Origin of the sequence: Nonomuraea deserti (assembly GCF_004348685.1) — a bacterium.
In the GTDB taxonomy this organism is placed as follows: domain Bacteria; phylum Actinomycetota; class Actinomycetes; order Streptosporangiales; family Streptosporangiaceae; genus Nonomuraea; species Nonomuraea deserti.
Window position 1 is genome coordinate 11,489 of sequence record NZ_SMKO01000093.1, and the last position, 24,622, is coordinate 36,110.

At 71.0% G+C, this 24,622-nt stretch carries 21 protein-coding genes; 18 read left to right on the plus strand and 3 right to left on the minus strand.

The annotated features are described in order from the left end of the window. Positions 1-11: 11 nt before the first annotated feature. The 3 genes from E1292_RS28655 to E1292_RS28665 all read right to left on the minus strand — a co-directional run bounded on the left by E1292_RS28655 (position 12) and on the right by E1292_RS28665 (position 6,193). Complete coding sequence (locus E1292_RS28655) at positions 12-2,084, minus strand: hypothetical protein (RefSeq protein WP_246090399.1); 2,073 nt, start codon at positions 2,082-2,084, stop codon at positions 12-14. Positions 2,085-2,371: 287 nt separating this feature from the next. Then, positions 2,372-3,922, minus strand: coding sequence for a glycoside hydrolase family 10-like protein (locus tag E1292_RS28660; RefSeq protein ID WP_132598454.1), 1,551 nt, complete (start codon positions 3,920-3,922; stop codon positions 2,372-2,374). 132 nt (positions 3,923-4,054) lie between these two features. Further along, the gene (locus E1292_RS28665; protein WP_181958308.1) at positions 4,055-6,193 is read right to left on the minus strand and encodes an elongation factor G-like protein EF-G2; all 2,139 of its coding nucleotides are present in this window, start codon (positions 6,191-6,193) and stop codon (positions 4,055-4,057) included. 144 nt (positions 6,194-6,337) lie between these two features. Here E1292_RS28665 and pgsA point away from each other — a divergent pair, with 144 nt between their 5' ends. The 18 genes from pgsA to secF all read left to right on the plus strand — a co-directional run bounded on the left by pgsA (position 6,338) and on the right by secF (position 24,148). After that, the gene (pgsA, locus tag E1292_RS28670) at positions 6,338-6,961 is read left to right on the plus strand and encodes a phosphatidylinositol phosphate synthase (RefSeq protein WP_132598458.1); all 624 of its coding nucleotides are present in this window, start codon (positions 6,338-6,340) and stop codon (positions 6,959-6,961) included. Beyond that, on the plus strand, positions 6,958-7,866 hold the full coding sequence (locus E1292_RS28675; RefSeq protein ID WP_132598460.1) for a phosphatidylinositol mannoside acyltransferase: 909 nt from the start codon (positions 6,958-6,960) through the stop codon (positions 7,864-7,866). The genes pgsA and E1292_RS28675 overlap by 4 nt, the downstream gene beginning before the upstream one ends. Then, entirely contained in the window at positions 7,863-8,993 is a 1,131-nt protein-coding gene (locus E1292_RS28680; protein WP_132598462.1) for a glycosyltransferase family 4 protein, read from the plus strand. The genes E1292_RS28675 and E1292_RS28680 overlap by 4 nt, the downstream gene beginning before the upstream one ends. Further along, the gene (locus tag E1292_RS28685) at positions 8,990-9,532 is read left to right on the plus strand and encodes a hypothetical protein (protein ID WP_132598464.1); all 543 of its coding nucleotides are present in this window, start codon (positions 8,990-8,992) and stop codon (positions 9,530-9,532) included. The genes E1292_RS28680 and E1292_RS28685 overlap by 4 nt, the downstream gene beginning before the upstream one ends. 63 nt (positions 9,533-9,595) lie before the next feature. Beyond that, positions 9,596-10,612: a DUF3048 domain-containing protein gene (locus tag E1292_RS28690; RefSeq protein WP_132598466.1), complete on the plus strand. Its 1,017-nt coding sequence runs from the start codon at positions 9,596-9,598 to the stop codon at positions 10,610-10,612. Between the two features lie 109 nt (positions 10,613-10,721). Next, entirely contained in the window at positions 10,722-11,642 is a 921-nt protein-coding gene (gene pdxS, locus E1292_RS28695) for a pyridoxal 5'-phosphate synthase lyase subunit PdxS (RefSeq protein ID WP_181958309.1), read from the plus strand. 148 nt (positions 11,643-11,790) lie between these two features. Continuing rightward, entirely contained in the window at positions 11,791-13,470 is a 1,680-nt protein-coding gene (locus E1292_RS28700; RefSeq protein WP_132598468.1) for an alkaline phosphatase D family protein, read from the plus strand. Between the two features lie 148 nt (positions 13,471-13,618). Then, positions 13,619-14,197, plus strand: a complete 579-nt coding sequence (pdxT, locus tag E1292_RS28705) for a pyridoxal 5'-phosphate synthase glutaminase subunit PdxT (protein WP_132598470.1) — start codon at positions 13,619-13,621, stop codon at positions 14,195-14,197. Positions 14,198-14,200: 3 nt separating this feature from the next. Beyond that, entirely contained in the window at positions 14,201-14,950 is a 750-nt protein-coding gene (locus E1292_RS28710) for a YebC/PmpR family DNA-binding transcriptional regulator (protein ID WP_132503667.1), read from the plus strand. A 151-nt stretch (positions 14,951-15,101) separates the two neighbouring features. Then, positions 15,102-15,980, plus strand: a complete 879-nt coding sequence (locus E1292_RS28715) for a carbohydrate ABC transporter permease (RefSeq protein WP_132598472.1) — start codon at positions 15,102-15,104, stop codon at positions 15,978-15,980. 16 nt (positions 15,981-15,996) lie between these two features. Further along, positions 15,997-16,776, plus strand: coding sequence for an ABC transporter permease family protein (locus E1292_RS28720; protein WP_132598474.1), 780 nt, complete (start codon positions 15,997-15,999; stop codon positions 16,774-16,776). 11 nt (positions 16,777-16,787) lie between these two features. Continuing rightward, positions 16,788-17,930 carry a GNAT family N-acetyltransferase gene (locus tag E1292_RS28725; RefSeq protein WP_132598476.1) on the plus strand — a complete coding sequence of 381 codons (1,143 nt, stop codon included), beginning with the start codon at positions 16,788-16,790 and terminating at the stop codon, positions 17,928-17,930. 85 nt (positions 17,931-18,015) lie between these two features. Further along, positions 18,016-18,546 carry a crossover junction endodeoxyribonuclease RuvC gene (ruvC, locus tag E1292_RS28730; protein WP_132598490.1) on the plus strand — a complete coding sequence of 177 codons (531 nt, stop codon included), beginning with the start codon at positions 18,016-18,018 and terminating at the stop codon, positions 18,544-18,546. 226 nt (positions 18,547-18,772) lie between these two features. Next, positions 18,773-19,393 carry a Holliday junction branch migration protein RuvA gene (gene ruvA, locus E1292_RS28735; protein WP_132598478.1) on the plus strand — a complete coding sequence of 207 codons (621 nt, stop codon included), beginning with the start codon at positions 18,773-18,775 and terminating at the stop codon, positions 19,391-19,393. 258 nt (positions 19,394-19,651) lie between these two features. Beyond that, entirely contained in the window at positions 19,652-20,683 is a 1,032-nt protein-coding gene (ruvB, locus tag E1292_RS28740; RefSeq protein WP_132598480.1) for a Holliday junction branch migration DNA helicase RuvB, read from the plus strand. A gap of 211 nt (positions 20,684-20,894) precedes the next feature. Continuing rightward, the gene (yajC, locus tag E1292_RS28745; RefSeq protein WP_132598482.1) at positions 20,895-21,281 is read left to right on the plus strand and encodes a preprotein translocase subunit YajC; all 387 of its coding nucleotides are present in this window, start codon (positions 20,895-20,897) and stop codon (positions 21,279-21,281) included. 91 nt (positions 21,282-21,372) lie between these two features. Then, a complete protein-coding gene (gene secD, locus E1292_RS28750) occupies positions 21,373-23,148 on the plus strand; it encodes a protein translocase subunit SecD (RefSeq protein ID WP_132598484.1) in 1,776 nt (591 codons plus the stop codon). A gap of 1 nt (position 23,149) precedes the next feature. After that, positions 23,150-24,148, plus strand: a complete 999-nt coding sequence (gene secF, locus E1292_RS28755) for a protein translocase subunit SecF (protein ID WP_132598486.1) — start codon at positions 23,150-23,152, stop codon at positions 24,146-24,148. The last annotated feature ends 474 nt before the right edge of the window (positions 24,149-24,622 follow it).

Here is a 24,622-nt window from a genome sequence, read left to right on the forward strand (position 1 = left end):
GGGCCCACGGCTCACCTTCGCGCGCTCGCCAGCTCTCCCAGAGCGCCTCCGGCGGACGCGGGCGGGCGTAGCACGCCGATGCCGGTGGCCAGCAGCAGCGGCACGGCCAGCGCCAGCGCCATGGACAGCACGGCAGCACCGGAGTCGTTGACGAGCATGCCGAGCACGCCGCTGACGAGCGTGCCGATCAGCCCGGCGCGCAGGGCGGGGGAGTGCTCGAACGCGGCCGGCACCACGCCGGCCGAGGCCTGCTCGGGCCGCAGGATCGCGTAGACGAGGAAGGCGACGGCCGCGATCACGATCGGCATGAGGTTGGGGCTGAGCAGGGTGGCCAGCATGGCCTGCAGCTTGCGGAAGATGACGTCGAACGCCTCGCCGGTCAGCACCTGGCCGACGAACCTGCCCAGATGCGTCTGCTGATCCGGCGGCCGCAGGTAGTTGAGCCAGGCGAACGTCATCACGATCACCCCGCCCGCCACGCAGAACACGCCCAGCTTCACCAGCGAGACGCGCTTGCCCGCCAGGACGAGGGCGGTCACCGCGATGCCCGGCACGAACGCGATCACGCCGCCGAAGTCGCTGCCCATGCCCGAGCCGCCGAGCACCATCGCGAACGTGCCGAGCACCACGATCGCGGCCACGCCCGCCCGGCCCGGCCAGCGGTGCGCGATGACCGTGGCGGTCAGCAGCGTGCCGGTCGCCAGCAGCGCGAACGGGATGTTGCCGAGCCCGTAGTAGCGGGCGCCGACGTCGGCGCTGTAGCCCATGACGCTGTTGACCTGCAGGGTCGTGCCGGTCAGCAGGTCGCCGACGAGCGTCAGGGCCGTGGCGCCGGCCACGACCGCGAGCGGGCCGAGCGGCGCGCGCCGCCACGGCCCCGCGAACGCCAGCGCGGTGATGGCCGCCGTCCACCCGAGCACGCCGGCGATCATCTGCGGCACACTCGACCACGGCAGCAGGTTGACCAGGAAGCTGGCGGCGGGCACGGCGGCCAGGGCGGCGCCCGCGACGCGTACGGGGACGAGGCCCTTGCGGCGGCGCAGCAGCAGGAACGCGATCAGGTAGAACAGCACCTGCAGGACCGCCATGACCGTGAAGTAGACGCCCTTCACCGAGCGGACGGCCTGCGCGTCGGCGTCGGCGTCACGCAGCCGGTCGACCGTCGCACCCTGGTCGCCGACCTGCAGCGGACCGCCCACGACCGTGGCCGGCACCGGCACGCCCAACTTGGTCAGCACGGTGGCGGTCAGGTCGGGCGTGATCGAGAGGTCCTCGCGGCGCGTGGAGGTCGCGCCGAGCAGGTGGCCCGCCGCGCCGGGCTCGCGCAGCGCGGTCACCCGCAGGTGCGGCACGGAGCCGTGGTCGGACAGCCCCGCGAGCACCACCGTGGTGTCCGCGGGCAGGACCGACAGCAGCGCGCCCGCCTTGGCGTCGGCCAGGCGCAGCGCGTCGCGGCGCTCGGCGGCGCTGAGCTGGTCGGGCACCCTGGGCAGCCGGCCGCTCGTGAGGTAGGGGAGGACGAGGTCGTCCACGTCCATGGCGATCATCCGGCACTTCTCCAGGTCGGTGGTCTTCACCTGGAGCGGCGAGGAGTGGTAGTGCTGCACGGCGCCCTGCCGGTCGGCCAGCCCCAGGGCCGCGCCCGGGCCGATGGCGACCGAGCACTGGCCGGCGGCCTTGAGCGACTCGCCCAGGACGCCCGCGTTGCGCTGGCCGGCCACGTCGATGAGGTAGCGGTAATGGGGGATGGCGGCGCCCGCGCCCTGCGGCTCGGGCGTGGGAGGCGCGCCGCAGCGGTAGCCGACGGCCGACCTGGTGCCCGCCGACACGGTCAGCCACGCGTCGTAGGGGCAGGTCACGGTGCCGACCGTGCGGATCGACATGGACCCGATCGCGCTAGCCCCGGCCAGCTCCCACAGGTTGGGGGTGTCGGCCTGGGTGAGGTCGTTCCAGTGCAGGCCGGACACGCCGATGAGGGCCACCCGGCCGGTGCCGTCGTCGGCCCGCGCCGCCCCGGTGAACAGACCCAGCCCGGCCAGCACCTGAACGGCCAGCACGGCCAGCACCACTAGCGCGCGCCTCACCCGAGAACCTCCCGTGGTCGATTTCCGTGGCACGGCGGAGTCAGCTCACGTTCCGGCGCCACCGGACCCGACTACCCTCTCACGCGGCGGGTGTGCTCGGTGCGATCCCGGCCGCCCGCGCGGCCGTCGCGGCCCCCTTCTCTCATCCCGCGCCCTGGCCTCCCGCCACCGGGTGTGATGCTCCCCCTTCCCCTTCCCCGTTCGGGCGCGAACTCCCACGTCATGCGCGAGGACCCGCCGCGGTGCCGTGCGGCGGGTCCTCATGCGATGCGTACGGGGAACGGGCGTCAGCCGGCCTTCACCTTGACGGCCTCGCTCTCGTGGTAGAGCCGGTCGAGCGAGGTGACCAGGTAGGTGCCCTCCTTCGCCGCGTACGACGGTTGCGAGACGACGGCGACGAGGTCGCGGGCGTCGGTGGTGCGGCAGTCCTTGCCCGACTTCGGCACCCGGTAGACGGCGTACGCGCGGGCGCCCTCGGAAGGCGTCCATGACAGCGTGCCGCCGGAGGCGCGGGCGCCGGCGGGCGGCGCGGGAGCCTGGCCGCCGCGCTCCTTCATCAGGGGCGGCAGCGCCGGGTGGCCATAGCGGGACTTGGCCAGGCGGTCGACCGAGCCCAGCGGGTCGCTCAGCAACTGCTTGGCGCTGAAGTAGACCGAGCCGTCGACCTGCTTGAGCTTGCGGTTGACGCCCACCTGCGCGGCCAGCTCGCCCGGCTTCCTCCAGGCCTTGTCGTCGGCGGCGCCGACGCGGTAGAGGCCGTGACCGATGTAGAGCTGCACGTCGGTGCCCTTGACCTCGCGGGCCCACCAGCGCGCGAGCGTGTTGTAGTCGGCCAGCCGGTGCCCGCGGGGCCAGTAGAGCTGCGGCAGCACGTAGTCGACCGTGCCGGACTTGATCCAGGCGCGCGCGTCGGCGTAGATCGAGTCGTACGCCGACATGCCCGACGTCTTGGAGCCGCTCGGGTCGTTGGACGTGTTACGCCAGATGCCGAACGGGCTGATGCCGAACTTCACGTGGTTCTTCGCGTCGTGGACGGCCTTGTCGACCTCGGCGACCAGGGTGTTGACGTTGTCGCGCCGCCAATCGGCCAGCTTCTTCCCCTTGCCGTGCTTCTTGAAGGCCGCGCCGTCGTCGAACTTCGCGCCCGCCACCGGGTAGGGGTAGAAGTAGTCGTCGAAGTGCACGCCGTCGACGTCGTAGCGGTTGACCACGTCGGTGATGACCTTGGTCACGTGGTGGCGCACGGCGGGCATCCCGGGGTTGTAGTAGAGGCGGCCGCCGTATTTCACGGTCCAGCCCGGGTGCTTGCGCGCGGGGTGGCCGGCGGGCAGCTTGGCGGTGCTGTCGCCGTAGGAGGCGCGGTAGGGGTTGAACCAGGCGTGGAACTCCATGCCGCGTTTGTGCGCCTCGTCGATGAGGAAGGGCAGCGGGTCCCAGCCGGGGTCCTTGCCCGCCGTGCCGGTGAGATATTGCGACCACGGCTCGAGCGACGACTTGTAGAGCGCGTCGGAGGCGGGCCTGACCTGGACGAAGACGGCGTTGAGGTGGCGCTGGGCGGCGCTGTCCAGGATCTTCACGTATTCGGCCCGCTGCTTGGCGGGGCTCAGCCCGGTCTTGGAGGGCCAGTCGATGTTCTGGGTCGTGGCGATCCACACCCCGCGCAGCTCGCGCTTGGGAAAGCGGGCGTCGGCCTTGCATGCCGCGGCGGGGGCGGCGATGGCCGTCTTCTTCTTGCTCGCTGCGGGGCTCTCTCCGGCTCCGGGGCCGAACACGTAGGCGGCGGCCGTGGTGGCGACGGCGAGCGTGGCAGCGGCTAGGAGTGGGCGTCCAGTTCGCATAGTGCCACCCAGTGTGGCAGTTGCCCTGACATGCTCGGGACCAAAAAAAGAAATGTACTCGTGATGCTTCTGTGATTAAAGGGCAGGCTGGGCCGGAAGGGACGAATCCCTCCCGGCCGGCCCGTCGGTCCCTCAGTCGGTTGCCGCCACCTTGCTCGCGAGGTTGGACGGCAGCGGCTCGTAGCGCAGGAACGTGCGCTGGAAGCTGCCGGTGCCGTGTGACATGGATCTCAGGTCGATGGCGTACCGCGTTATCTCCAGCTCCGGCACCTCCGCCTTCACCAGAGTGCGGCCCGTGCCCACGGGCTCGGTGCCGAGCACCCGCCCGCGCCGCGACGACAGGTCGGACATCACCGAGCCCACATAGTCGTCGGCCACCAGCACCGAGATCTCGTCCACCGGCTCCAGCAGCAGCGTGGGCACCTTAGACGCGGCCTCCTTGAGCGCGAGCTGGCCCGCGATCTGGAAGGCCATGTCGGAGGAGTCGACGGAGTGGGCCTTGCCGTCGTACAGGGTGACCCGGACGTCCACCATCGGGTAGCCGGCGACGACGCCCCGCTCCATCTGGGCCCGCACGCCCTTCTCCACCGACGGGATGAACTGGCGCGGCACCACGCCGCCCACGATCTTGTCGACGAACTCGAAGCCGCCTCCTGACGGGAGCGGCTCGACCTCCAGGTGGCAGATGGCGTACTGGCCGTGGCCGCCGGTCTGCTTGACGTTGCGGCCCATCGCCTGGCACCTGCCGCCGAACGTCTCGCGCAGCGGCACCCGCAGGTCCACCCGCTCGACCTCGACGCCGTGCCGTTTGGACAGGCGGTCGAGCAGCACGTCGGTGTGCGCCTCGCCCATGCACCACAGGACCAGCTGCCTGGTCTCGGCGTTGTTCTCCAGGCGCAGCGTCGGGTCCTCGGCCACCAGCCTGCCGAGGGCCTGTGACAGCTTGTCCTCGTCGGCCTTCGACTTGGCCCTGATGGCCACGGGGAGCAGCGGGTCGGGCATCTGCCAGGCCGTCATCAGCAGCGGCCGGTCGACGTCCGAGAGCGTGTCGCCGGTCTCGGCGCGCGACAGCTTGGCCACGGCCACGATGTCGCCGGCGAGGCCCTTGGCCGTGGCGCGCTGCTGCTTGCCCAGCGGGCAGGTCAGGGTGCCGATGCGCTCGTCGACGTCGTGGTCCTCGTGGCCGCGCTCGGCCAGGCCGTGCCCGGACACGTGCACGGTCATGTCGGGGCGCAGCGTGCCGGAGAAGACGCGTACGAGGCTGATGCGGCCCACGTACGGGTCGCTGGTGGTCTTGACGACCTCGGCCACGAGCGGGCCGTCCGGATCGCAGGTGATGTCCTTGACCGGCTTGCCGGACAGATCGGTGATCTCCGGCATGGGATGTTCGAGCGGAGACGGGAAGCCCTGCGTGATGAGCTCGAGCACCTCCGTCGCACCGACGCCGAGCCCGCTGCAGAGCACCGGGTAGAAACTGCCGCGCGCGACCGCCTTCTCCAGGTCGTCGATGAGGACCTTGGCGTCGATGGGCTCACCTTCGAGGTAGCGCTCCATGAGCGACTCGTCCTCGCTCTCCTGGATGATCCCCTCGATCAGGACGCCGCGGTGGTCCTCGATCTGGGACGCGTACTCGGCTCCGGGGTCCTTCTCCGTGCGCGTGCCGGTGGCGTAGTTGAAGAACTTCTGCGACAGCAGCCCGATCAGGCCGTTGACGTGGCCGTTGGTGATCACCGGGAGATACAGGGGCGCGACGCCGTCGCCGAACACGTCCTGGCAGGTGGTGAGCACCTCGTCGAAATCGGCCCGCTGGTGGTCGATCTTGGTGATCACGACCGCGCGCGGCATGCCGACCTGGGAGCACTCCTCCCAGAGGATCCGGGTGAGGCCGTCGATCCCCTCGGAGGCCGACACCACGAACAGCGCGGCGTCGGCCGCGCGCAGCCCCGCGCGCAGATCGCCCACGAAGTCGGCGTAACCGGGCGTGTCGAGAAGGTTGATCTTAATTCCGTTGAACATGAGCGGTGCCGACGCGAGGTTGACGGAGCGCTGCTGCCGGACCTCGACCTCGTCGAAGTCGCTGACCGTGTTGCCGTCCTCCACGCGGCCCGGGCGCTGGACGGTGCCCGTGGCGGCCAGCAACTGCTCGACGAGGGTCGTCTTACCCGCTCCCGAGTGGCCGACAAGCACGACATTGCGTATCGCATCCGCCCTGTCGGCCGCGGGTGCCCTGCCCGCGGCTCCCACGGCGCCGCCTGAGTGTCTTTCCGCCACATCGCCTCCCGCGTCGTCGGATGTTTCCCAACGCCGCGCCCGCGCGGAAGGTGACAGAAACCGCATGGACGCGGTGTGTTCACCAAATACCCCTGTGGCGGATATCACAAGAGGGGCAGGGCAAAGAAAGTTGTCAGGTCCGCGATGGCCTACGATCGGACGGCGATGCTCAAACTCCTGCGCCCGGCCATGACCCGGATACTCACCCCGCTGGGCAGGGCTCTCGTCGGCCGCGGGATCGGCCCCGACGCCGTCACGGCGATCGGCACCCTCGGCACCGTCGTGTCCGCCCTGCTCTTCTTTCCGCTGGGGCTCCTGACCGTGGGCGCCCTCGGCATCACCGTCTTCGTGCTGTTCGACCTCCTCGACGGCGTGGTGGCCAGGCTCGGCGGCAAGGGCGGCAGCACCTGGGGGGCCTTCCTCGACTCGACGCTCGACCGGGTCGCCGACGCCGCCATCTTCGCCGGCCTGATCTTGTATTTCGTCGTCGGAGGCGACACGCTGATGGCCGCGGTGACGTTGGTGTGCCTGATCGCGGGCGCGGTGGTCTCCTACGCCAAGGCCAGGGCAGAAGGGCTCGGGCTCACGGCCGACGTGGGGCTGGCCGAGCGTCCGGAGCGGCTGGTCGTGGCGCTGGCCGCGGCCTTCTTCTCGGGCCTCGGCGTGCCGTACGTCCTGCCGGCGGGAATGTGGCTGCTCGCGGTGGCCAGCCTGATCACCGTGGGGCAGCGTGTGGTGGCGGTCTACCATCAGACGAGGGAGAGATGAGCGAGAAGGCGTCCGTCAGCGATCGCATCGTGGCCGCGGGCTTCGCGGCCGGCTGGAAGCTCGTTCCGCTGCTGCCCCAGGGCCCGACGGCGGCGGTCTTCCGCTTCATGGCCGACCGCGTCTGGCGCAGGGGCGGCAAGTCCGTCCGCCGGCTGGAGTCCAACCTGGCCAGGGTGACCGGCCTCGAGGTGGGCAGCCGTGAGCTGGGCGAGCTCACCAGGGCCGGCATGCGCTCCTACTTCCGCTACTTCCACGAGATCTTCCGGCTGCCGTCGATGCGCACCGAGGAGGTCGTGCGCCGCACCCACGTCATCGGCGCCGAGCACGTCCACGACACCGTGGCGGCCGGGCGGGGCGTGGTGCTGGCCCTGCCCCACATGGGCAACTGGGACCAGGCGGGCGCGTGGCTGGTGGGCGTGGGGCATCCGTTCACCACCGTGGCCGAGCGGCTGAGGCCGGAGTCGCTGTTCCGCCGCTACGTCGCCTTCCGCGAAGGGCTCGGCATGGAGGTGCTGCCGCTCACCGGAGGCGACGGGCACAACTTCGGCACCCTGGCCACGCGGGTGCGCAAGGGCGGGGTCGTGTGCCTGCCCGCCGAGCGCGACCTGACCAAGAGCGGCGTCGAGGTGCGCTTCTTCGGCGCGACCACCAAGGTGCCCGCGGGGCCGCCGCTGCTGGCCGTGCAGACCGGGGCCGCGCTGCTGCCCGCGACCGTCTACTTCGTGGGCGACGACTGGGGCATCCACATCCACGAGGAGGTCCCGGTCCCGGAGGAGGGCACCCGGCAGGAGAAGGTCGCCGCGGTGGCGCAGCGCATGGCCGAGGTGTTCGAGAAGGGGATCGCCGAGCACCCGGAGGACTGGCACATGCTGCAGCGGCTCTGGCTGGAGGACCTGCGGTCATGAAGGTCGGCATCGTCTGCCCCTACTCGTGGGACATGCCGGGCGGGGTCAAGCAGCACATCGACGACCTGGCCCAGGCGCTCATCGCGCAGGACCACGAGGTGTCGGTGATCGCGCCGGCGGCCGACGACGACGAGCTGCCCCCCTACGTGACGGGCGCGGGCCGCGCCGTTCCCGTGCCGTACAACGGGTCGGTGGCCAGGATGTCGTTCGGCTTCCTGTCGGCCGCGCGGGTGCGGCGGTGGGTGCGCACGGGCGAGTTCGACGTGCTGCACATCCACGAGCCGCTGATCCCGAGCCTGGGCATCCTGGCGTGCTGGGCCGCCAAGGGCCCGATCGTGGCGACGTTCCACGCCTCGTGGGTGCGCTCGCGGGCGATCGCGGTGGCCGAGCCGGTGCTGCAGAGCGCGCTGGAGAAGCTCAGCGGGCGCATCGCGGTCTCCGACGCTGCCCGTAAGAGCCTGGTGGAGCAGTTCGGCGGCGACACCGTGCTGATCCCCAACGGCGTGACCGTCTCCCGCTACACCGAGGCTGAGCCGCTCGACGGCTGGGGCCCCGACGGCGCCACGCTCGGCTTCCTCGGCCGGATGGACGAAGAGCGCAAGGGCCTGCCGATCCTGCTCGACGCGTTCTCGAAGCTGGCGGCCGAGCGGGCGGACGTGAAGCTGCTCATCGCCGGCCCCGGCGACGAGAAGGACGTCTACGAGCGGGTGCCCAAGCGCTTCCACGACCGGGTGACCGTGCTCGGCATGGTGAGCGAGACCGACAAGATCCGCGCCTACCACTCGGTCGACGTGTTCTGCGCGCCCAACACGCGCGGCGAGAGCTTCGGCATCGTGCTGGCCGAGGCCATGGCGTCCGGGGCCACGGTGCTGGCCAGCGACATCCCCGCCTTCCGCAGGGTGCTCGGCGACGGGCAGGCGGGCGCGCTGTTCTCCAACGGCGACCCCGACGCGCTGGCGCGCGAGGCGGGCGCGCTGCTCGACGCTCCGGAACGCCGGGCCAAGCTGGCCGCCGAGGCGCTGGTCGCGGTCAGGAAGTACGACTGGTCCACGGTCGCGCGCGACGTCGTGCGCGTCTACGAGACGGTCACCACGAGCGGCGCGGGGCGTGTGGAGGAAGACCTGTGACATCCACCATGATCGTGCTGATCGTGGGCATCGTCGTGGTGCTCGTGGCCGTCTACATCTCCTGGCGCGCGGGCCGGCTCGACCGCCTGCACATCCGGCTGGAGCTGGCTCAGGAGTCGCTGGACGCCGCGCTGATGCGGCGCAGGGCCGTGGTGCTGGAGCTGGCCGGCTCACGCCTGCTCGACCCCGCCACGTCCCTGGTGCTGGCCGCCGCCGCCCACGAGGCGCGGACGGCGGGTCCCGACGAGCGCGAGCACGCCGAGAGCGACCTGTCGCGGGCGCTGCGGGCGGCCGTGGACCAGGAGCGGTTCAGGGAGAAGCTGTCGGAGGCGCCCGGGGGGCGTGACCTGCTCGAAGAGCTCGACGCCGCCGTGGCCAAGGTGGTCTACTCCCGCCGCTTCTACAACAACGCGGTCGCGGTCACGCGTACGGCGCAGCGCCGCTGGCTCGCCAGGACCCTCCGCCTGGCCGGCCACACCGAGTACCCGCGGTTCTTCGAGATTGATGACAATCCGCCGGCGACTATGGCAACTGAATGACCTGATTTGGGGAAACCAGTAAGCTTCATCCCGTTTTCAGGGCTGAGGCGAGGAGTGTTACTGGTGCGGCTACCCCGGACGATCACGATCTGGCTGGCTGGAGCGGCCGTGCTCCTGCCCGTCTCGGCCTGTTCCTCCGAGGAGCCGGCGCCGGGCAAGGTGCCGCAGGCGGCCGCCTCCGTCGCGCCGAGCGAGGAGCCCACCGAGGTCAAGACCCATCCCTTCACCGGCAGGCCGTACGACAGCCTCAAGCCCGTGCTGGCGGTGAAGATCGAGAACACCGCGGCGGGCAAGCCGCAGCAGGGCCTGAAGAGCGCCGACATCGTCTACGTCGAGCAGGTCGAGGCCGGTCTGACCCGGATCATGGCGATCTTCTCGTCCAAGCTGCCGTCCAAGGTGGGGCCGGTGCGCAGCGCCCGCATCTCCGACCTGCACATCGCGCCGCAGTTCGGCAAGCCCGCCTTCTCCTACTCGGGGGCGCAGAGCAAGATGCTGCCGTTCATCGCCGAGGCGTCCCTGTTCGACGTCGGCGACACGCGCAACCCCGGCGCGTACTTCCGCCAGCCGGGCCGCTTCGCCCCCTACAACCTGTTCGCCAACACCAAGCGGCTGCTGGCCAAGGCGCCGAAGGCGAGCAAGGCCAAGGACATCGGCTTCACCTTCGGCGACGCCCCGGCCGAGGGCGGCGTGGAGCGCAAGTCGTACACGGTCAAGTGGCCCGCCGCCCGCTTCACCTTCGCCTGGTCGGAGGCGAGGAAGAAGTGGATGATCTGGCAGGACGGCAAGAAGGACATCGCCGCGGAGGGCGGGCAGCTCGGCGCGCCGACGGTCGTCATCCAGTACACCAAGACCGAGCGCTCGCAGTTCCACGACAAGAACGACAGCTACACGCCGCTCGTGCACACCACGGGCAAGGGCAAGGCGGTCGTGCTGCGCGACGGCAAGGCGTACAAGGCGAACTGGGAGCGGGAATCGGAGAAGGACGGCACGACGTTCACCACGGAGAGCGGCGAGCCGATGAACTTCGCCCCCGGCCAGGTCTGGGTCGCCCTCGCCAGCCGCAAGCCCGTCATCCCGTAGTCCTTCTGTATAAGTAAGGCCATAAAACCTGACATATTGGCATGTCGGGGGAGGGGTCCGTCAGGACCTACGATGGGCTTGAGAACATACCGATTCGCCGTGAGAGCCCGTGAGGAAGACCGTGTCCAGCAGCACGCCAGAAAGCAGCCCTGTCACCGGAACGGCCCGCGTCAAGCGCGGCATGGCCGAGATGCTCAAGGGCGGTGTCATCATGGACGTCGTCACGCCCGAGCAGGCCAAGATCGCTGAGGACGCCGGGGCGGTCGCCGTCATGGCCCTCGAGCGCGTGCCCGCCGACATCCGCGCCCAGGGCGGCGTGTCGAGGATGAGCGACCCCGACATGATCGACGGCATCATCGAGGCCGTGTCGATCCCCGTCATGGCCAAGGCCCGCATCGGCCACTTCGTCGAGGCGAAGGTGCTGCAGGCGCTCGGCGTCGACTACGTCGACGAGTCCGAGGTGCTCACCCCGGCCGACTACGCCAACCACATCGACAAGTGGCAGTTCACCGTGCCGTTCGTGTGCGGGGCGACCAACCTGGGCGAGGCCCTGCGCCGCATCACCGAGGGCGCGGCGATGATCCGCTCCAAGGGCGAGGCGGGCACCGGTGACGTCTCCAACGCCGTCACCCACATGCGCACGATCCGCGCGGAGCTCAAGCGGCTCACGTCGCTGCCGGAGGACGAGCTGTACGTCGCCGCCAAGGAGCTGCAGGCGCCGTACGAGCTGGTCGCCGAGGTCGCGAAGCTCGGCAAGCTGCCGGTCGTGCTGTTCACCGCGGGCGGCATCGCCACCCCGGCCGACGCCGCGATGATGATGCAGCTGGGCGCCGAGGGCGTGTTCGTGGGCTCCGGCATCTTCAAGTCGGGCGATCCGGCCAAGCGCGCCGCGGCCATCGTCAAGGCCACCACCTTCTACGACGACCCTGACGTCATCGCCAAGGTCTCGCGCGGCCTGGGGGAGGCCATGGTCGGCATCAACGTCGACGACATCCCGCAGCCGCACCGGCTGGCCGAGCGCGGCTGGTAGTCCCTCCGTACGGAGGCGGCAAATATCGCCGAAAAGGGCGGCATCCGTGAAGGATGTCGCCTTTTTCTGTTCTGCTGTTCACCCTCCGGTCATGATCCTGAGTCAGGCTACGGACGTCCCTCACCCTTGATCGTCCCGGGAGCCTCACGTGTCCAAGCTGAACCGCCGGCATTTCCTCGTCACCGGTTTAGCGGCGGGCGCCGCCGCCGCGATCCCCGCGACCGGCGCGCACGCCGACCCAGACCCCGCCGCGGAGACCGCCCAGAGCCTCGCCTCGCGCGGGCTGCGCACCGACCCCTTCACCCTCGGCGTCGCGTCGGGCGACCCCGACCACGAGGGTTTCGTCATCTGGACCAGGCTCGCCCCGCAGCCGATGGCCGAGGACGGGCTCGGAGGCATGCCGCAGCGGCCGTTCCCCGTGCTGTGGCAGGTGTACTCCGACGAGCGCGCCCGCCGCGTCGTGCGCAGCGGCGTGACGGTGGCCGCGCCTGAATGGGGGCACAGTGTCCACGTCGAGCTGCGGAACCTGGGCTCCGACCGCGACTACTGGTACCGCTTCCGCGTCGGCCCGTACGTCTCGCCGCTCGGCCGCGCCCGCACCGCCCCGCACCCCCTGTCGTACGGCGGCGCCCTGGCCATGGCGTTCGTCTCCTGCTCACAGTACGAGCACGGCTACTTCACGGCGTACCGCCGGCTGGCCGAGGAGCGCCCCGACGTGATCCTGCACCTGGGCGACTACCAGTACGAGTACACCAAGGACACCTACAACATCCCCGGCGGCAACGTCCGCGACCACGAGGGCCCCGAAACCGAGACCCTCGCCAACTACCGCCAGCGCCACGCCCAGTACAAGACCGACCCCGACCTGCAGGCCGCGCACGCCGCCGCGCCGTGGCTGGTGGTGTGGGACGACCACGAACTGGACAACAACTGGGCCGACGAGGTGCCCGAGAAGCCCGAGAACCCCCAGCCGAACTTCCTGAGCAGGCGCGAGGCCGCCTTCCGCGCCTACTACGAGAACATGCCGCTGCGCCGTTCCTCCATCCCGCGCGGCATCGACATGCAGCTCTACCGCCGCATCCGGTGGGGCAGGATGGCCACCTTCCACATGCTCGACACCCGCCAGTACCGCGACGACCAGGGCTGCGGCGACGGCTACCGCGACTGCCCCGCCTCGATCGACCCGGCGCGCTCCATCACGGGCGCCGAGCAGGAGGCGTGGCTGCTGGACGGATTCCGGCACTCGCGGGCGCAGTGGGACATCCTCGGCCAGCAGGTGTTCTTCGCCCAGCGCGACAACAACGACGGCCCGGCCAAGATCACCAGCCAGGACGCGTGGGACGGCTACGTCGCCTCCCGCAAGCGCATCACCCAGGGCTGGCTCGACGCGAAGGTGCGCAACCCGGTCGTGCTGACCGGCGACGTGCACGCCCACTGGGCCAGCGACCTCAAGCTCGACTACGACGACCCGACGGGTCCGTCCGTCGGCTCGGAGCTGGTGGCCACCTCGATCTCGACCGGCGGGGACGGGACCGACTCCGACCCGGCGACGCACCCGTTCCTGAAGATCAACCCGCATCTGAAGTTCTACAACAACCAGCGCGGCTACGTGCTGACGAAGGTCGAGCGCGATCAGATGACGGCCGACTTCAAGGTGGTTCCGCAGGTGCAGACACCCGGCGGCGAGGTGTACACGCGGGCCACGTTCGTGATCGAGGACCGGGTGCCCGGGGTGCAGCAGACGTACCTGCGCCCGCTCGACCCGGCCCTGCGCAGCCAGCCGATGACGGTGGAGGAGACGGTTCGCCTGGAGACCGAGCGCCCGTGACCCATCGCGCGCCGGCCGGGACACACCGCCGTGTCCCGGCCGGCGCGGTCCGCGGCCCCTGGGCGCGAGGCGCGGACCCCTAGAGGAAGATCCCGGCCCGTCGTGGTGTTGAATTGTCTGAACCCGCACCCGGACGGAAGGATCTGCCGTGCCCACGATCGGTGTACTCGCCCTGCAGGGCGACGTGCGCGAGCATGCGCGCATGCTCCAGGAGGCGGGCGCGCGGGCCACGGCCGTGCGCAGGCCCGCCGAGCTGGAGGCGGTCGACGGCCTGGTCATCCCCGGCGGCGAGTCGACGACGATGTGGAAGCTCGCCGAGGCCTTCGACATGTTCGAGCCCCTGCGCATGCGGATCAAGGAGGGCATGCCCGCCTACGGTTCCTGCGCCGGCATGATCATGCTGGCCGACCGGATCGAGGACGGCGTCCCCGGCCAGCAGACCGCCGGCGGCATCGACATGGTCGTCAGGCGCAACGCGTTCGGCCGCCAGATCGATTCGTTCGAGGAGGACATCGACTTCGCCGGACAGCGGGTGCACGCGGTCTTCATCCGCGCGCCGTGGGTCGAATCCGTCGGCGCGGACGTCGACGTGCTGGGCAAGTGCGAGCCTGGGGATAGGATCGTCGCGGTCCGACAAGGGCCGCTGCTCGCGACGTCGTTCCATCCCGAGCTGACCGGAGACGCTCGCGTGCACCGTTACTTCGTAGACATGCTGAGGGAGCTCTAGGTAATGTCCGGCCACTCCAAATGGGCGACGACGAAGCACAAGAAGGCCGCGCTCGACGCCAAGCGCGGCAAGCTGTTCGCGAAGCTCATCAAGAACATCGAGGTGGCGGCCCGGACAGGCGGCCCTGACCCGGATGCCAATCCCACCCTCTTCGACGCCATCTTCAAGGCGAAGAAGAACTCCGTGCCCAACGACAACATCGAGCGGGCCCGCAAGCGCGGCGGCGGCCTCGAGGCCGGCGGCGCCGACTGGCAGACCATCACCTACGAAGGCTACGCGCCCGGCGGCGTCGCGGTGCTCATCGAGTGCCTCACCGACAACCGCAACCGCGCCGCCTCCGAGGTGCGCGTGGCGCTGACCCGCAACGGCGGCTCGCTGGCCGACCCCGGGTCCGTCTCCTACATGTTCAACCGCAAAGGCGTCGTCATCGTGCCGAAGAACGGCCTCGACGAGGACACCGTGCTGATGGCCGTGCTCGACGCGGGCGCCGAGGAGGTCAACGACCTGGGTGACTCGTTCGAGGTCGTGTCCGAGGCCGGTGACCTGGTGCCGGTGCGCAAGGCCCTCCAGGACGCGGGCATCGACTACGACTCGGCCGAGTCGAGCTTCCTGCCCACGATGAGCGTGCCGCTCGACGAGGAGGGGGCCAAGAAGGTCTTCCGCCTCATCGACGCGCTGGAGGACAGCGACGACGTCCAGAACGTCTACGCCAACTTCGACGTCTCCGACGACGTGCTCGCGGCGCTGGACTAGCGTCCCGCCCCCGCGAAGGCCGGCCGCGCCGTTCCCGGCGGCTGATCGTCACAGCCGTTTCCGGGCTCCTCGCCCGGCCGCCGTCGGGCAGGCCCCGGCGGCGCGTCTTTCGCGTGCGCGACAACCTCGGGGCGGCGTAGGGTCAGGCCACGTGACCTCCCCCACCCCTCCACAGTCGTTCCCGCCGGCGCTCGGCTTGGTGCTGGCCGCGCCCGCGGCCCTCGGCGCCCTCATCACCCTGGTCCTGCCCACGGTCCAGACGGTCGTGACCAGCCTCCAGCGCGGGGGCTTCCTGCGTGAGAGCGTCTACGCCGGGATGGACAACTACGCCGAGCTGCTGGGGCGCAGCGGCTTCTGGCGGTCGCTGGGCTTCACGCTCTCGCTGACCATCGGGCCGCTGCTGGTGGCCGTGGTGGTGGCGCCGCTGCTCGCCCTGGCTCTGGACCGCGCGGGCACCTGGCCCCGGCGGGCGGGGCGCATCGTGCTCTCTCTGGGCATCGTCACGTTCTCCCCGGTGGGGGTCGCGGTGGCCTGGACGCGCGGGCTGCGTGCCGACGCCTCCGGTGTGGCGGGCCTGGCCGAAGGGCTGCGCGAGACGGCCACGGCCCCTGGAACGCTCCGGCTGATCGTCGCGGCCGCCACGTTCGGGGTGGTCTGCGCGCTCGCGGTGACGGCGTTCCTGCCCGCCCTGCGCGCTCGCGCGGCGGGACCGCCCGACGGCGGACGCGTCGCACCCGCGATGCTCGCCGCGGGAGCGCTCGTCGCGATCGCCGCCGTCGCCGTCGGGATCCAGACGTTCTCGTTCGGCATGGTGCTCACCCGCGGAGGCCCTGAGCGCTCCACAGAGACGCTCGCGAGCCTCCAGTACGACTATGCCTTCAGGATGGCCGAGCCAGGCGCTGGAGCGGCCGTCGCGACCGTCACAGGGGTGCTCCTGGGCGTGCTCGGCATCGTCGCGACCGTCATCGCCGTGGCGTGCCGCCTGCGCGTCACCCTCCTCCCGAAACCCGCGGGGGACGCACCCGGGTGAGGCGTCTCACCCGCTCGTGCCCCCGCAAGCAGGGCAGGCCGGCAGGGCGCCGAGCCCGGCGGCCGTGGCCGTCGGGGTGACCGCGCTGGTCGTCGTCGTGGCCGTCGCGCTCATCTGCGCCTGGCCGTGGATCGACGGCCTGCTCGCCGCGCCCGGCACCGAGGCGGGCGGCCTGCGCGCGCAGGTGAACACGTGGGTGCCCGCGGTCGCCGGCGCCCTGGTCTCCGTGGGCGTCGCCTACCTGGCCGCGCTCGGCATCGGCGGCCTGCGCCCGCTGGGGCCCGGCAGCGAGTGGCTGCTGCTCGCGTTCGCGCCCTGGTTGTTCGCCGGTCCGGGAGTGCTCTCCATCGCCAACTGGCAGAACGTCCGCAACCTCGGCCTCATCGACACGTTCGCCGCCCTGGTCCCGCCGCTTCTCGTGAGCGTCCCCGCGCTGCTCGTGCTGACGTTGTTGTGCAAGGGGCTGGCGGAGCGGGCCGGCGGCGACTTCTTCAGCGGCGTGTTCCTGCCCTCGCTCCCCATGGCGGGGATCCTCGCGGGCGCCGTCGCGCTGGTCAACGCCCAGGACCTGCTCTGGCCGCGGCTCGTCGCCCAGCAGCCGGAGCTGTGGACCGCCCCGGCCGCCCAGGTGGCGCATCTCGGCGCCTTCACCGCCGCCTCGCCGGACGTCGGCGCGGCCACGCCGCTGGTCGTCGTCGCCGTCGCGCTGGCGGCCGCCGTGGCCGCCCAGCTGCTCTATCTCGACAGGCTCGCCCTCACGGCAAACGGTTCGCGAGCGCGTACGCCCGCCGCATAAGTTTGCTGACTGTGGAAATACGCGACCTCACCCCTGATCACCTCGACGACGTCCTTGACCTTCGCAGACGCGCCTTCGGCCCGCTGTCCGCCTCCGACAGGGACAGATGGCGCCGGGCGGTGCTCCCTGCCATCGGTGAGGGCCGCTACATGGGAGCCTTCGACGGCACCAGGCTGGCCGCCACGGCGCGGCTGCGTCAGTTCACCCAGTGGTGGCACGGCAGGCCGCAGCCGATGGCCGGGATCGCCGGGGTCACCGTGGCGCCGGAAGACCGCGGGCGCGGCCTCGGCAGCACGATCATGCGGGCCGTCGTCGAACGCGGCAGGGCGCTCGGCGACGCGGTCTCCGCGCTCTATCCGGCCACCACCGGCATCTACCGCTCGCTCGGCTACGAGCACGCCGGAGCCCAGCACAGCGTGCGGCTCCCCGCCGAGCTGCTGCGCCAGATCCGGCCGTCCGGACAGGTCAAGTTGCGCAGGATGGGTCCGGGCGACGCCGGCGAGGTCGTCTCCATCCTGCACCGCGTCCACGGCGCCACCCGCGCCAGCGGGCCCATCTCGTGGGACGAGCACACCTGGAGCCTGTGGCTCGGCAACGAGGACGACTTCCTCTACGTCGCCGACGACGGGTTCGTGATCTACCGGTGGCACGGCGATGACATGCTGGTCGACAGCCTCGTCGCCGGGTCGGGGGAGACGCTCAGGGCACTGTGGTCCCTGGTGGGCAGCGCGTCCTCGATCGCGCGCGAGGTCGTCGCGCACGTGGCTCCCGACGACCCGGTGCTGTGGCTGCTGCGCGAGCGGACGATAGAGCAGGTCACGCAGCGGCGGTGGATGTTCAGGGTGCTCGACGTCGCCGCCGCGGCCGAGCGCAGGGGCTACCCGGCGCACCTTGCCGGCGGGGCCGTCGTCACCGTGGACGACCCCCTCGGAGGTGGCGGCACGTGGCGGCTGGAGTTCTCCGGCGGCTCCGTGGCCGTCACCCCGGCCGAGCAGCCCGGGGTGATGCTCAGCGTGAACGGCCTCTCCGCCCTGTACGCCGGGATCCCGGCGGTCACCCTGCGCCTCAGCGGGCTCATGTCCGGAGATGACCGATACGACGAGATACTCGACGCTGCCTTCGCCGCCAGGCCCTACATGCTCGAGGACTTCTGACGGGCGTTTCCCGGTGCACGGCCACCGCCGGCGGAGTAGAGTCTCGTGCCGAACAGATGTTCGGCGTACACGGGAGGGCATGCCGGTGCGGGTGATGGGCGTCGATCCGGGGCTGACCCGGTGCGGTCTGGGCGCCGTCGAAGGGCGTCCTGGCGCGCCGCTGACGCTTGTGGCCGTCGGGGTGGTGCGCACCGGCGCAGACGAGGAGCTCGGGTCCCGGCTCGTGGGCATCGAGGCCGGCATCGAGAAATGGCTCGACGACGTGCGTCCCGACGCGGTCGCGGTCGAGCGGGTCTTCAGCCAGCACAACGTACGCACCGTCATGGGCACGGCGCAGGCCGCGGGGATCGCGGTGCTGTGCGCGGCCCGGCGCGGGCTGCCCGTGGCGCTGCACACGCCGTCCGAGGTGAAGGCCGCCATCACCGGCAGCGGCACGGCCGACAAGAAGCAGATCGGCGCCATGGTCACGCGGCTGCTGCGGCTCGCCGAGATGCCCAGGCCCGCCGACGCCGCCGACGCGCTCGCCCTGGCCATCTGCCACGTCTGGCGCGGCGGCGCCCAGCACCGCCTTGCCGCGGCCCTCGCCAAGGCCACCAGGAAGGGCTCCGGGCCGTGACGGCGCGGAGCCGCCGTTCCCGCGAACTCCTGGACGGATGGTCGCGAACGGCGGGGCGGGACGTTCCCGCGGGGTTCGAGCGCTGCGGGTCCGGCTGTCCCGGCCGTCTCAGCGGCGGATGGCCGAGCGCGGGGAGGAGCCGTTCTCGCCCCGGGGCGGGCGCACCGGCAGGGCGGGATCCTGAGGCGGGCAGGGTCGTGATCGGATCGATGACAGGAGGCGTGCGATGATCGCGTCGGTGGCGGGGAAGGTGACGGCGATCGCGCCCGACGGAGCCGTGATCGAGGTCGGCGGCGTCGGCATCCTCACCCACTGCACCCCCGGGACACTCGCCACGCTGCGGGTCGGCGAGGAGGCGCGCCTGGCCACGTCCCTCGTCGTGCGCGAGGAGTCCCTCACCCTCTTCGGCTTCGCCACCGACGACGAGCGGGCGGTGTTCGAGCTGCTGCAGACGGCCAGCGGCGTCGGGCCCAAGCTGGCGCTGGCGATGCTGGCCGTGCACACGCCCAACGCGCTGCGGGTGGCCGTGGCCGGCGCCGACCTGAAGGCGCTCACGCAGGTGCCGGGCATCGGGCAGAAGGGGGCGCAGCGCATCGTGCTGGAGCTCAAGGACCGGCTCGGCACGCCGGAGACGACGGTCGACGCCGTGCTCAACGGCGAGCGGAAGGTCGCGGCCTGGCGCGAGCAGGTGCACTCGGGGCTGGTGGGGCTCGGCTACTCCAGCAAGGACGCCGACGAGGCGATCGCCGCCGTGGAGCCCGACGCCGACGCCGACCTCGCCGCCGGTCGCCAGCCGCGGGTGGCCGCGCTGCTGAAGGCCGCGCTGCGATCGCTGAGCGTGCGATGAGTCATGACGGCGGAGCCGGCGTCACCGCACGCGCCGACGTGGCCTGCCGCCCGTCATGGCCGGTCGTGAAGGCTCACGTGGCGCCCGCCGTGACGAGCGGAACGCGGGCCGGGTTCCGTGGTTCCGCGGTGAGCGGAGTGACCGGCGGGGCGCCGGGATTCGATAGGTTGGCCCGGCCGGGTCGCGACGGGCGGTGCCGTGGCGGGTCCCGCCGGCTCGGTGCGGTGCGTGGGGTCGTCGTCGGGAGGAGGTGCCGCGGTGAGCTCTGATCGGGAGCTCGTCTCGCCCGACGCCGAGGGCGAGGAGCTGCAGATCGAGGCGGCGCTCAGGCCCAAGCGGCTCGGCGAGTTCATCGGCCAGGGCCGGGTGCGCGAGCAGCTCTCGCTGGTGCTCGAAAGCGCTCTGCGGCGGCAGCGGCCACCCGACCACGTGCTGATGAGCGGGTCTCCGGGGCTCGGCAAGACGACCCTGGCGATGATCATCGCGGCCGAGCTGAACGCGCCGCTCCGGATCACCTCGGGCCCGGCTCTCGAACGCGCGGGCGACCTCGCGGCCATCCTGTCGACGCTGGCCGAGGGCGAGGTGCTGTTCATCGACGAGATCCACCGGATGGCCAGGCCCGCCGAGGAGATGCTCTACCTCGCGATGGAGGACTTCCGGGTCGACATCGTCGTCGGCAAGGGCCCAGGGGCCACCGCCATCCCGCTCGACATCGCGCCGTTCACCCTGGTCGGCGCCACGACCAGGGCCGGGCTGCTGCCGGCGCCGCTGCGCGACAGGTTCGGGTTCACCGCCCACATGGACTTCTACGAGGTCGGCGAGCTGGAGCAGGTGCTCTACCGGTCGGCGAGGCTGCTCGGCGTCGGCCTGCCGGACGACGGCGCCCACGAGATCGCCAGGCGGTCGAGGGGCACGCCCCGCATCGCCAACCGGCTGCTGCGGCGGGTGCGCGACTTCGCCGACGTGCGCGCCGGCGGCGTGGTCGACCGCGAGGTCGCGGCGGCGGCGCTCAACCTTTATGAAGTTGACGCAGAAGGGCTCGACCGGCTCGACAGAGCGGTGCTGGGCGCGCTGCTGAAGAAGTTCGGCGGCGGTCCCGTGGGGTTGTCGACCCTCGCGGTCGCCGTGGGCGAGGAACCGGAGACGGTCGAAGTGGTGGCCGAACCGTTCCTCGTACGCCAAGGTCTGCTGGCCAGGACTCCGCGCGGCCGGGTGGCGACCGCGGCCGCGTGGACCCATCTCGGCATGACTCCACCACCGGACGCATTCGGAGCCCCGCTTTTCGACTGATCACAGAACGGTTGCAACCGTTTCAATATGGGAACTTCCCCGCGCGCCGAAACGCTGCTTCGTTGCCGCGTTTCGCAACAAGCGCCTACACTCCGTGGCTTGGCTGGCTGTGTAGGCTGACGGCCCGAGTGGGCGCGGCCCGACGCGACGCACGGAATTTCCGGCGCGAGGCCGGTGTCAACTCCTTGTACGACAATGGAAGGTCGCCCCTATGGACATGGGACAACTCGGAAGCATCCTGCCGCTGATTCTCTTGGTGGTGGTGTTTTACTTCCTGCTGATCCGCCCTCAGCGCAAGCGCCAGCAAGAGGCCGTCCGGATGCAGAACTCTCTCTCTCCGGGTGCGCGCGTCATGACCACGACGGGCCTGTTCGGCACCGTCGTCGCGGTGGACAATGAGGACGTCGTCCTCGAAGTCGCCCCCGGTGTCGAGACCCGCTGGGTGAAGGCCGCCATCGGCCGCGTCGTCACGCCCGGAGACGCTCCCGCAGGTGACGAGGCCGCTGACGGCACCGCGTCCGACGAGGAGGGCAGGAACGAGTCCGAGGCCGCCGTGGATCGCAACGGAGACCAGGACTCCAGCACCAAGCAGTCCTGACTAAGCTCTGCGACAAACCTCTATCTGAAAGAACTGACGACCAGTGGCCCGACCGACCAGCCGCCACAGCCGACCGGGGCGTACGCTCCTGGTGCTTCTGGCGCTCTTCCTCGCCCTGGGCGGGACGATGTTCCTGCAGCAGGCGTACACGCCCAAGCTGGGGCTCGACCTCGCCGGCGGCACGACGGTGACTCTGTCGCCCGTGACCCAGAACAACGCGGCTCCTCCAGAGGAGATCCTTGACCGGGCGGTCAACATCATCCGCGACCGGGTCAACGGCACCGGCATCTCCGACGCGGAGGTCGCCAAGTCCGGCGACAACATCATCATCTCCATTCCGGGTGTCGGGCAGAACGAGGCCATCAAGCTGGTCGCGACCACCGCAGAGCTGCGCTTCCGCCAGGTGCTCGCCATGGAGGCCACGCAGGCCCCGGCAGACCTGGCCACCAACGCGCCCACGCCGAGCGCCTCGCCCTCGGGCGGCAAGTCGGACGAGCCTTCGGCCTCCGACCCGGCCAAGCCGAAGGCCTCCGAGCCGGTCAGGCCGCCCGCGTCCCCGTCGGCCGGAGCGCCGCAGCCGAGCACGTCCCCCACGGGCAAGGCGTTGTCGTCGGCGCTGGTCGCGCCGACGCCCAGCACGTCGGCCGAGCCCTCCGCCACGCAGAGCCCGAAGGGCCAGGACAAGCGAGGCACCAAGGACGGCAAGTCCACGCCCGCGCCGAGCGACGAACCCAGCCAACCCCCGGCCGAAGACCCCAACGCCACGGGCATCAACACCGAGGGCATCGACCCCGGGGTGCTGGCCCAGTTCAAGAAGCTCAACTGCGCCGACCCCGCCAACCGCGGGCAGGGCGTCCAGGACGACCCCAACAAGCAGTACGCCGGCTGCGAGAGCGACGGCAGCTTCAAGTACGTCCTCGACGTCGCCAAGGTCGTCGGCACCGACATCGACACCGCCTCCGCCGGCGTCCGCCAGGGCACCACCGAGTGGGTCGTCCAGCTCGACTTCAAGAGCAAGGGCGCCGGCGAGTGGAGCAAGCTCACCACCGCCGCGTACAACTCCCAGGAACCGCGCAACAAGGTCGCCGTCGTGCTCGACGGCGTCGTCATCACCGCCCCCAACATCATCGGCCCGATCCCGGGCGGCCGGGCGGAGATCACCGGCGGCTTCGACCAGGCCAGCGCCACCACGCTGGCCGACCAGCTCAAGTACGGCGCGCTGCCGCTGAAGTTCAACCGCAGCTCCGTCGACACCGTCTCCTCGACCCTGGGCCAGGACCAGCTCCAGGGCGGCCTGATCGCCGGCCTGATCGGCCTGGCGCTGGTGGTCGTCTACTGTCTGCTCTACTACCGCGGCCTGGGCATCGTGGCGGTGCTGAGCCTCGTGGTGGCCACGGTCATCACGTACACGTCCGTGGTGGTGCTCGGGCACAACGCCGGCTTCCGGCTCTCCCTGCCGCACATCATCGGCCTGGTGGTGTCGATCGGCATCACCGCCGACTCCTTCATCGTGTACTTCGAACGCATACGTGACGAGATGAAGGAAGGACGGCGGTCGCTCCGCTCGGCCGTCGAGGTGGCCTGGGTCCGGGCCAGGCGCACGATCCTGATCGCCGACGCCGTCATGTTCATCGCCGCCATCGTGCTGTACTTCCTGGCGGTGGGCGGTGTCGCCGGGTTCGCGTTCGCGATGGGCCTGACCACGCTGATCGACATCGTGGTGGTGTTCCTGTTCACCAAGCCGTTCATCGCCTTGCTCGCGAGGGTGAAGTTCTTCGCCAAGGGGCACCCGCTGTCCGGCCTCGACGCCGAGCGTATGAGCGAGGTCGGCTCGACCGGCCGCACGACCACTCCGCAGGAGGCCTGAGATGGGACTGGGGCGTCGCCTCTACCGCGGCGAGATCGACGTCGACTTCGTCGGCAAATGGCGGCTGTGGTACAGCCTGTCCGGCCTGCTGCTCGCCGTCTCGCTGGCCGGGCTGCTGATCAACGGGCTCAACCTGGGCGTGGAGTTCAAGGGCGGCACGATCTTCTCGTTCAAGTCCTCGCAAGCCTCGGTCGAGCAGGTGCGTGAGTCCGTGCTCGACCAGGGCGTGCACCAGGTGATCGTCCAGCAGGCGGGCACCGGCGGCTGGCGGGCCACCACCGAGAGCCTGCCGGAGGACACCCGGGCCCAGGTGCAGAGCGAGATCTCCAAGGACTTCGGGGTTCCGCTCGACCAGGTGAGCATCCAGGCCATCGGCCCGTCCTGGGGCGGCGAGGTCTCCGAGAAGGCCTGGATCGGCCTGGGCGTGTTCATGCTGGCGATCATCCTGTACCTGTCGATGGCGTTCGAGCCGAAGATGGCGCTGGCCGCGATCGTCGCGCTCATCCACGACCTCGTCATCACGGCCGGCATCTACGCCTGGTCGGGCTTCGAGGTCACGCCGGCGACGCTGCTGGGCTTCCTGACCATCCTCGGTTACTCGCTCTACGACGCGGTCGTGGTGTTCGACATGATCAAGGAGGTCACGGCCAAGCTGGGCCACACGTCCAAGCAGACGTACTCGATGGCCGCCAACAACGCGCTCAACCACACGCTGATCCGATCGCTGAACACCTCGCTGGTCGCGATCCTGCCGGTGGCGGCGATCCTGTTCATCGGCACCACGGTGCTCGGCGCCGGCACGCTGAAGGACCTGTCGCTGTCGCTGTTCGTCGGCATGATCGTCGGCACCTACTCCTCGTTGTGCGTGGCCACGCCGCTGCTGGTGACGCTGAAGGAACGCGAGCCGAAATACCAGGCCATCGCCAAGCGGCTGGCCTCGACGGGCGGCGGCGCCAAGGGAGCGAAGAACTCCAAGAAGGCCGCGGCGGCCAAGGGATAGCCCACCCTCCTTTCGTGACGCCCTCGCCCGGCATCGGGCGGGGGCGTCGTCGTACCCCGGCGAGGGCTCCCACCGGGGCCTTGCGAGCAACGCCAGTGGGGGCTCCCCACCGGGCCCCGGTGCCCCCGGCGAGAGCTCCGCACCGGGCCTGGTGAGCACCCCAGTGAGGGCTCCGCACCGGGCCTCGTGAGCCGTCCCGGCGAGGCATCGCCGATGCGGCCTTGAGGACGCCCTGGCGAGGGCGTACGGCCGCGGCGGGCGAGGGGGCCCCGCGGCCGTCGTCGTGCCGCCAGGAACGCTCTGAGGCGCGCGGGCGCGCCGCGGGTCCGGCACGGCGCGGGGAGGCGGACCAGGGAGGCTGCCGGAGCGCGTGACGGTGCGGGGCGGCAGGGGAGCCGGGGTGCGCGAGGGGACGGGCGGCAGAGTGCGTGAGGGCGCGGGCGGCAGGGTGCGTGAGGGCGCGGGCGGCAGGGG

Excerpts from the sequence above, each read along its gene's own strand:
- ruvA (WP_132598478.1), top strand. The coding sequence starts at position 18,773 with ATGATCGCGTCGGTGGCGGGGAAGGTGACGGCGATCGCGCCCGACGGA.
- E1292_RS28660 (WP_132598454.1), bottom strand. The coding sequence starts at position 3,922 with ATGCGAACTGGACGCCCACTCCTAGCCGCTGCCACGCTCGCCGTCGCC.
- secF (WP_132598486.1), top strand. The coding sequence starts at position 23,150 with ATGGGACTGGGGCGTCGCCTCTACCGCGGCGAGATCGACGTCGACTTC.
- yajC (WP_132598482.1), top strand. The coding sequence starts at position 20,895 with ATGGACATGGGACAACTCGGAAGCATCCTGCCGCTGATTCTCTTGGTG.
- E1292_RS28710 (WP_132503667.1), top strand. The coding sequence starts at position 14,201 with ATGTCCGGCCACTCCAAATGGGCGACGACGAAGCACAAGAAGGCCGCG.
- E1292_RS28680 (WP_132598462.1), top strand. The coding sequence starts at position 7,863 with ATGAAGGTCGGCATCGTCTGCCCCTACTCGTGGGACATGCCGGGCGGG.
- E1292_RS28675 (WP_132598460.1), top strand. The coding sequence starts at position 6,958 with ATGAGCGAGAAGGCGTCCGTCAGCGATCGCATCGTGGCCGCGGGCTTC.
- pgsA (WP_132598458.1), top strand. The coding sequence starts at position 6,338 with ATGGCCTACGATCGGACGGCGATGCTCAAACTCCTGCGCCCGGCCATG.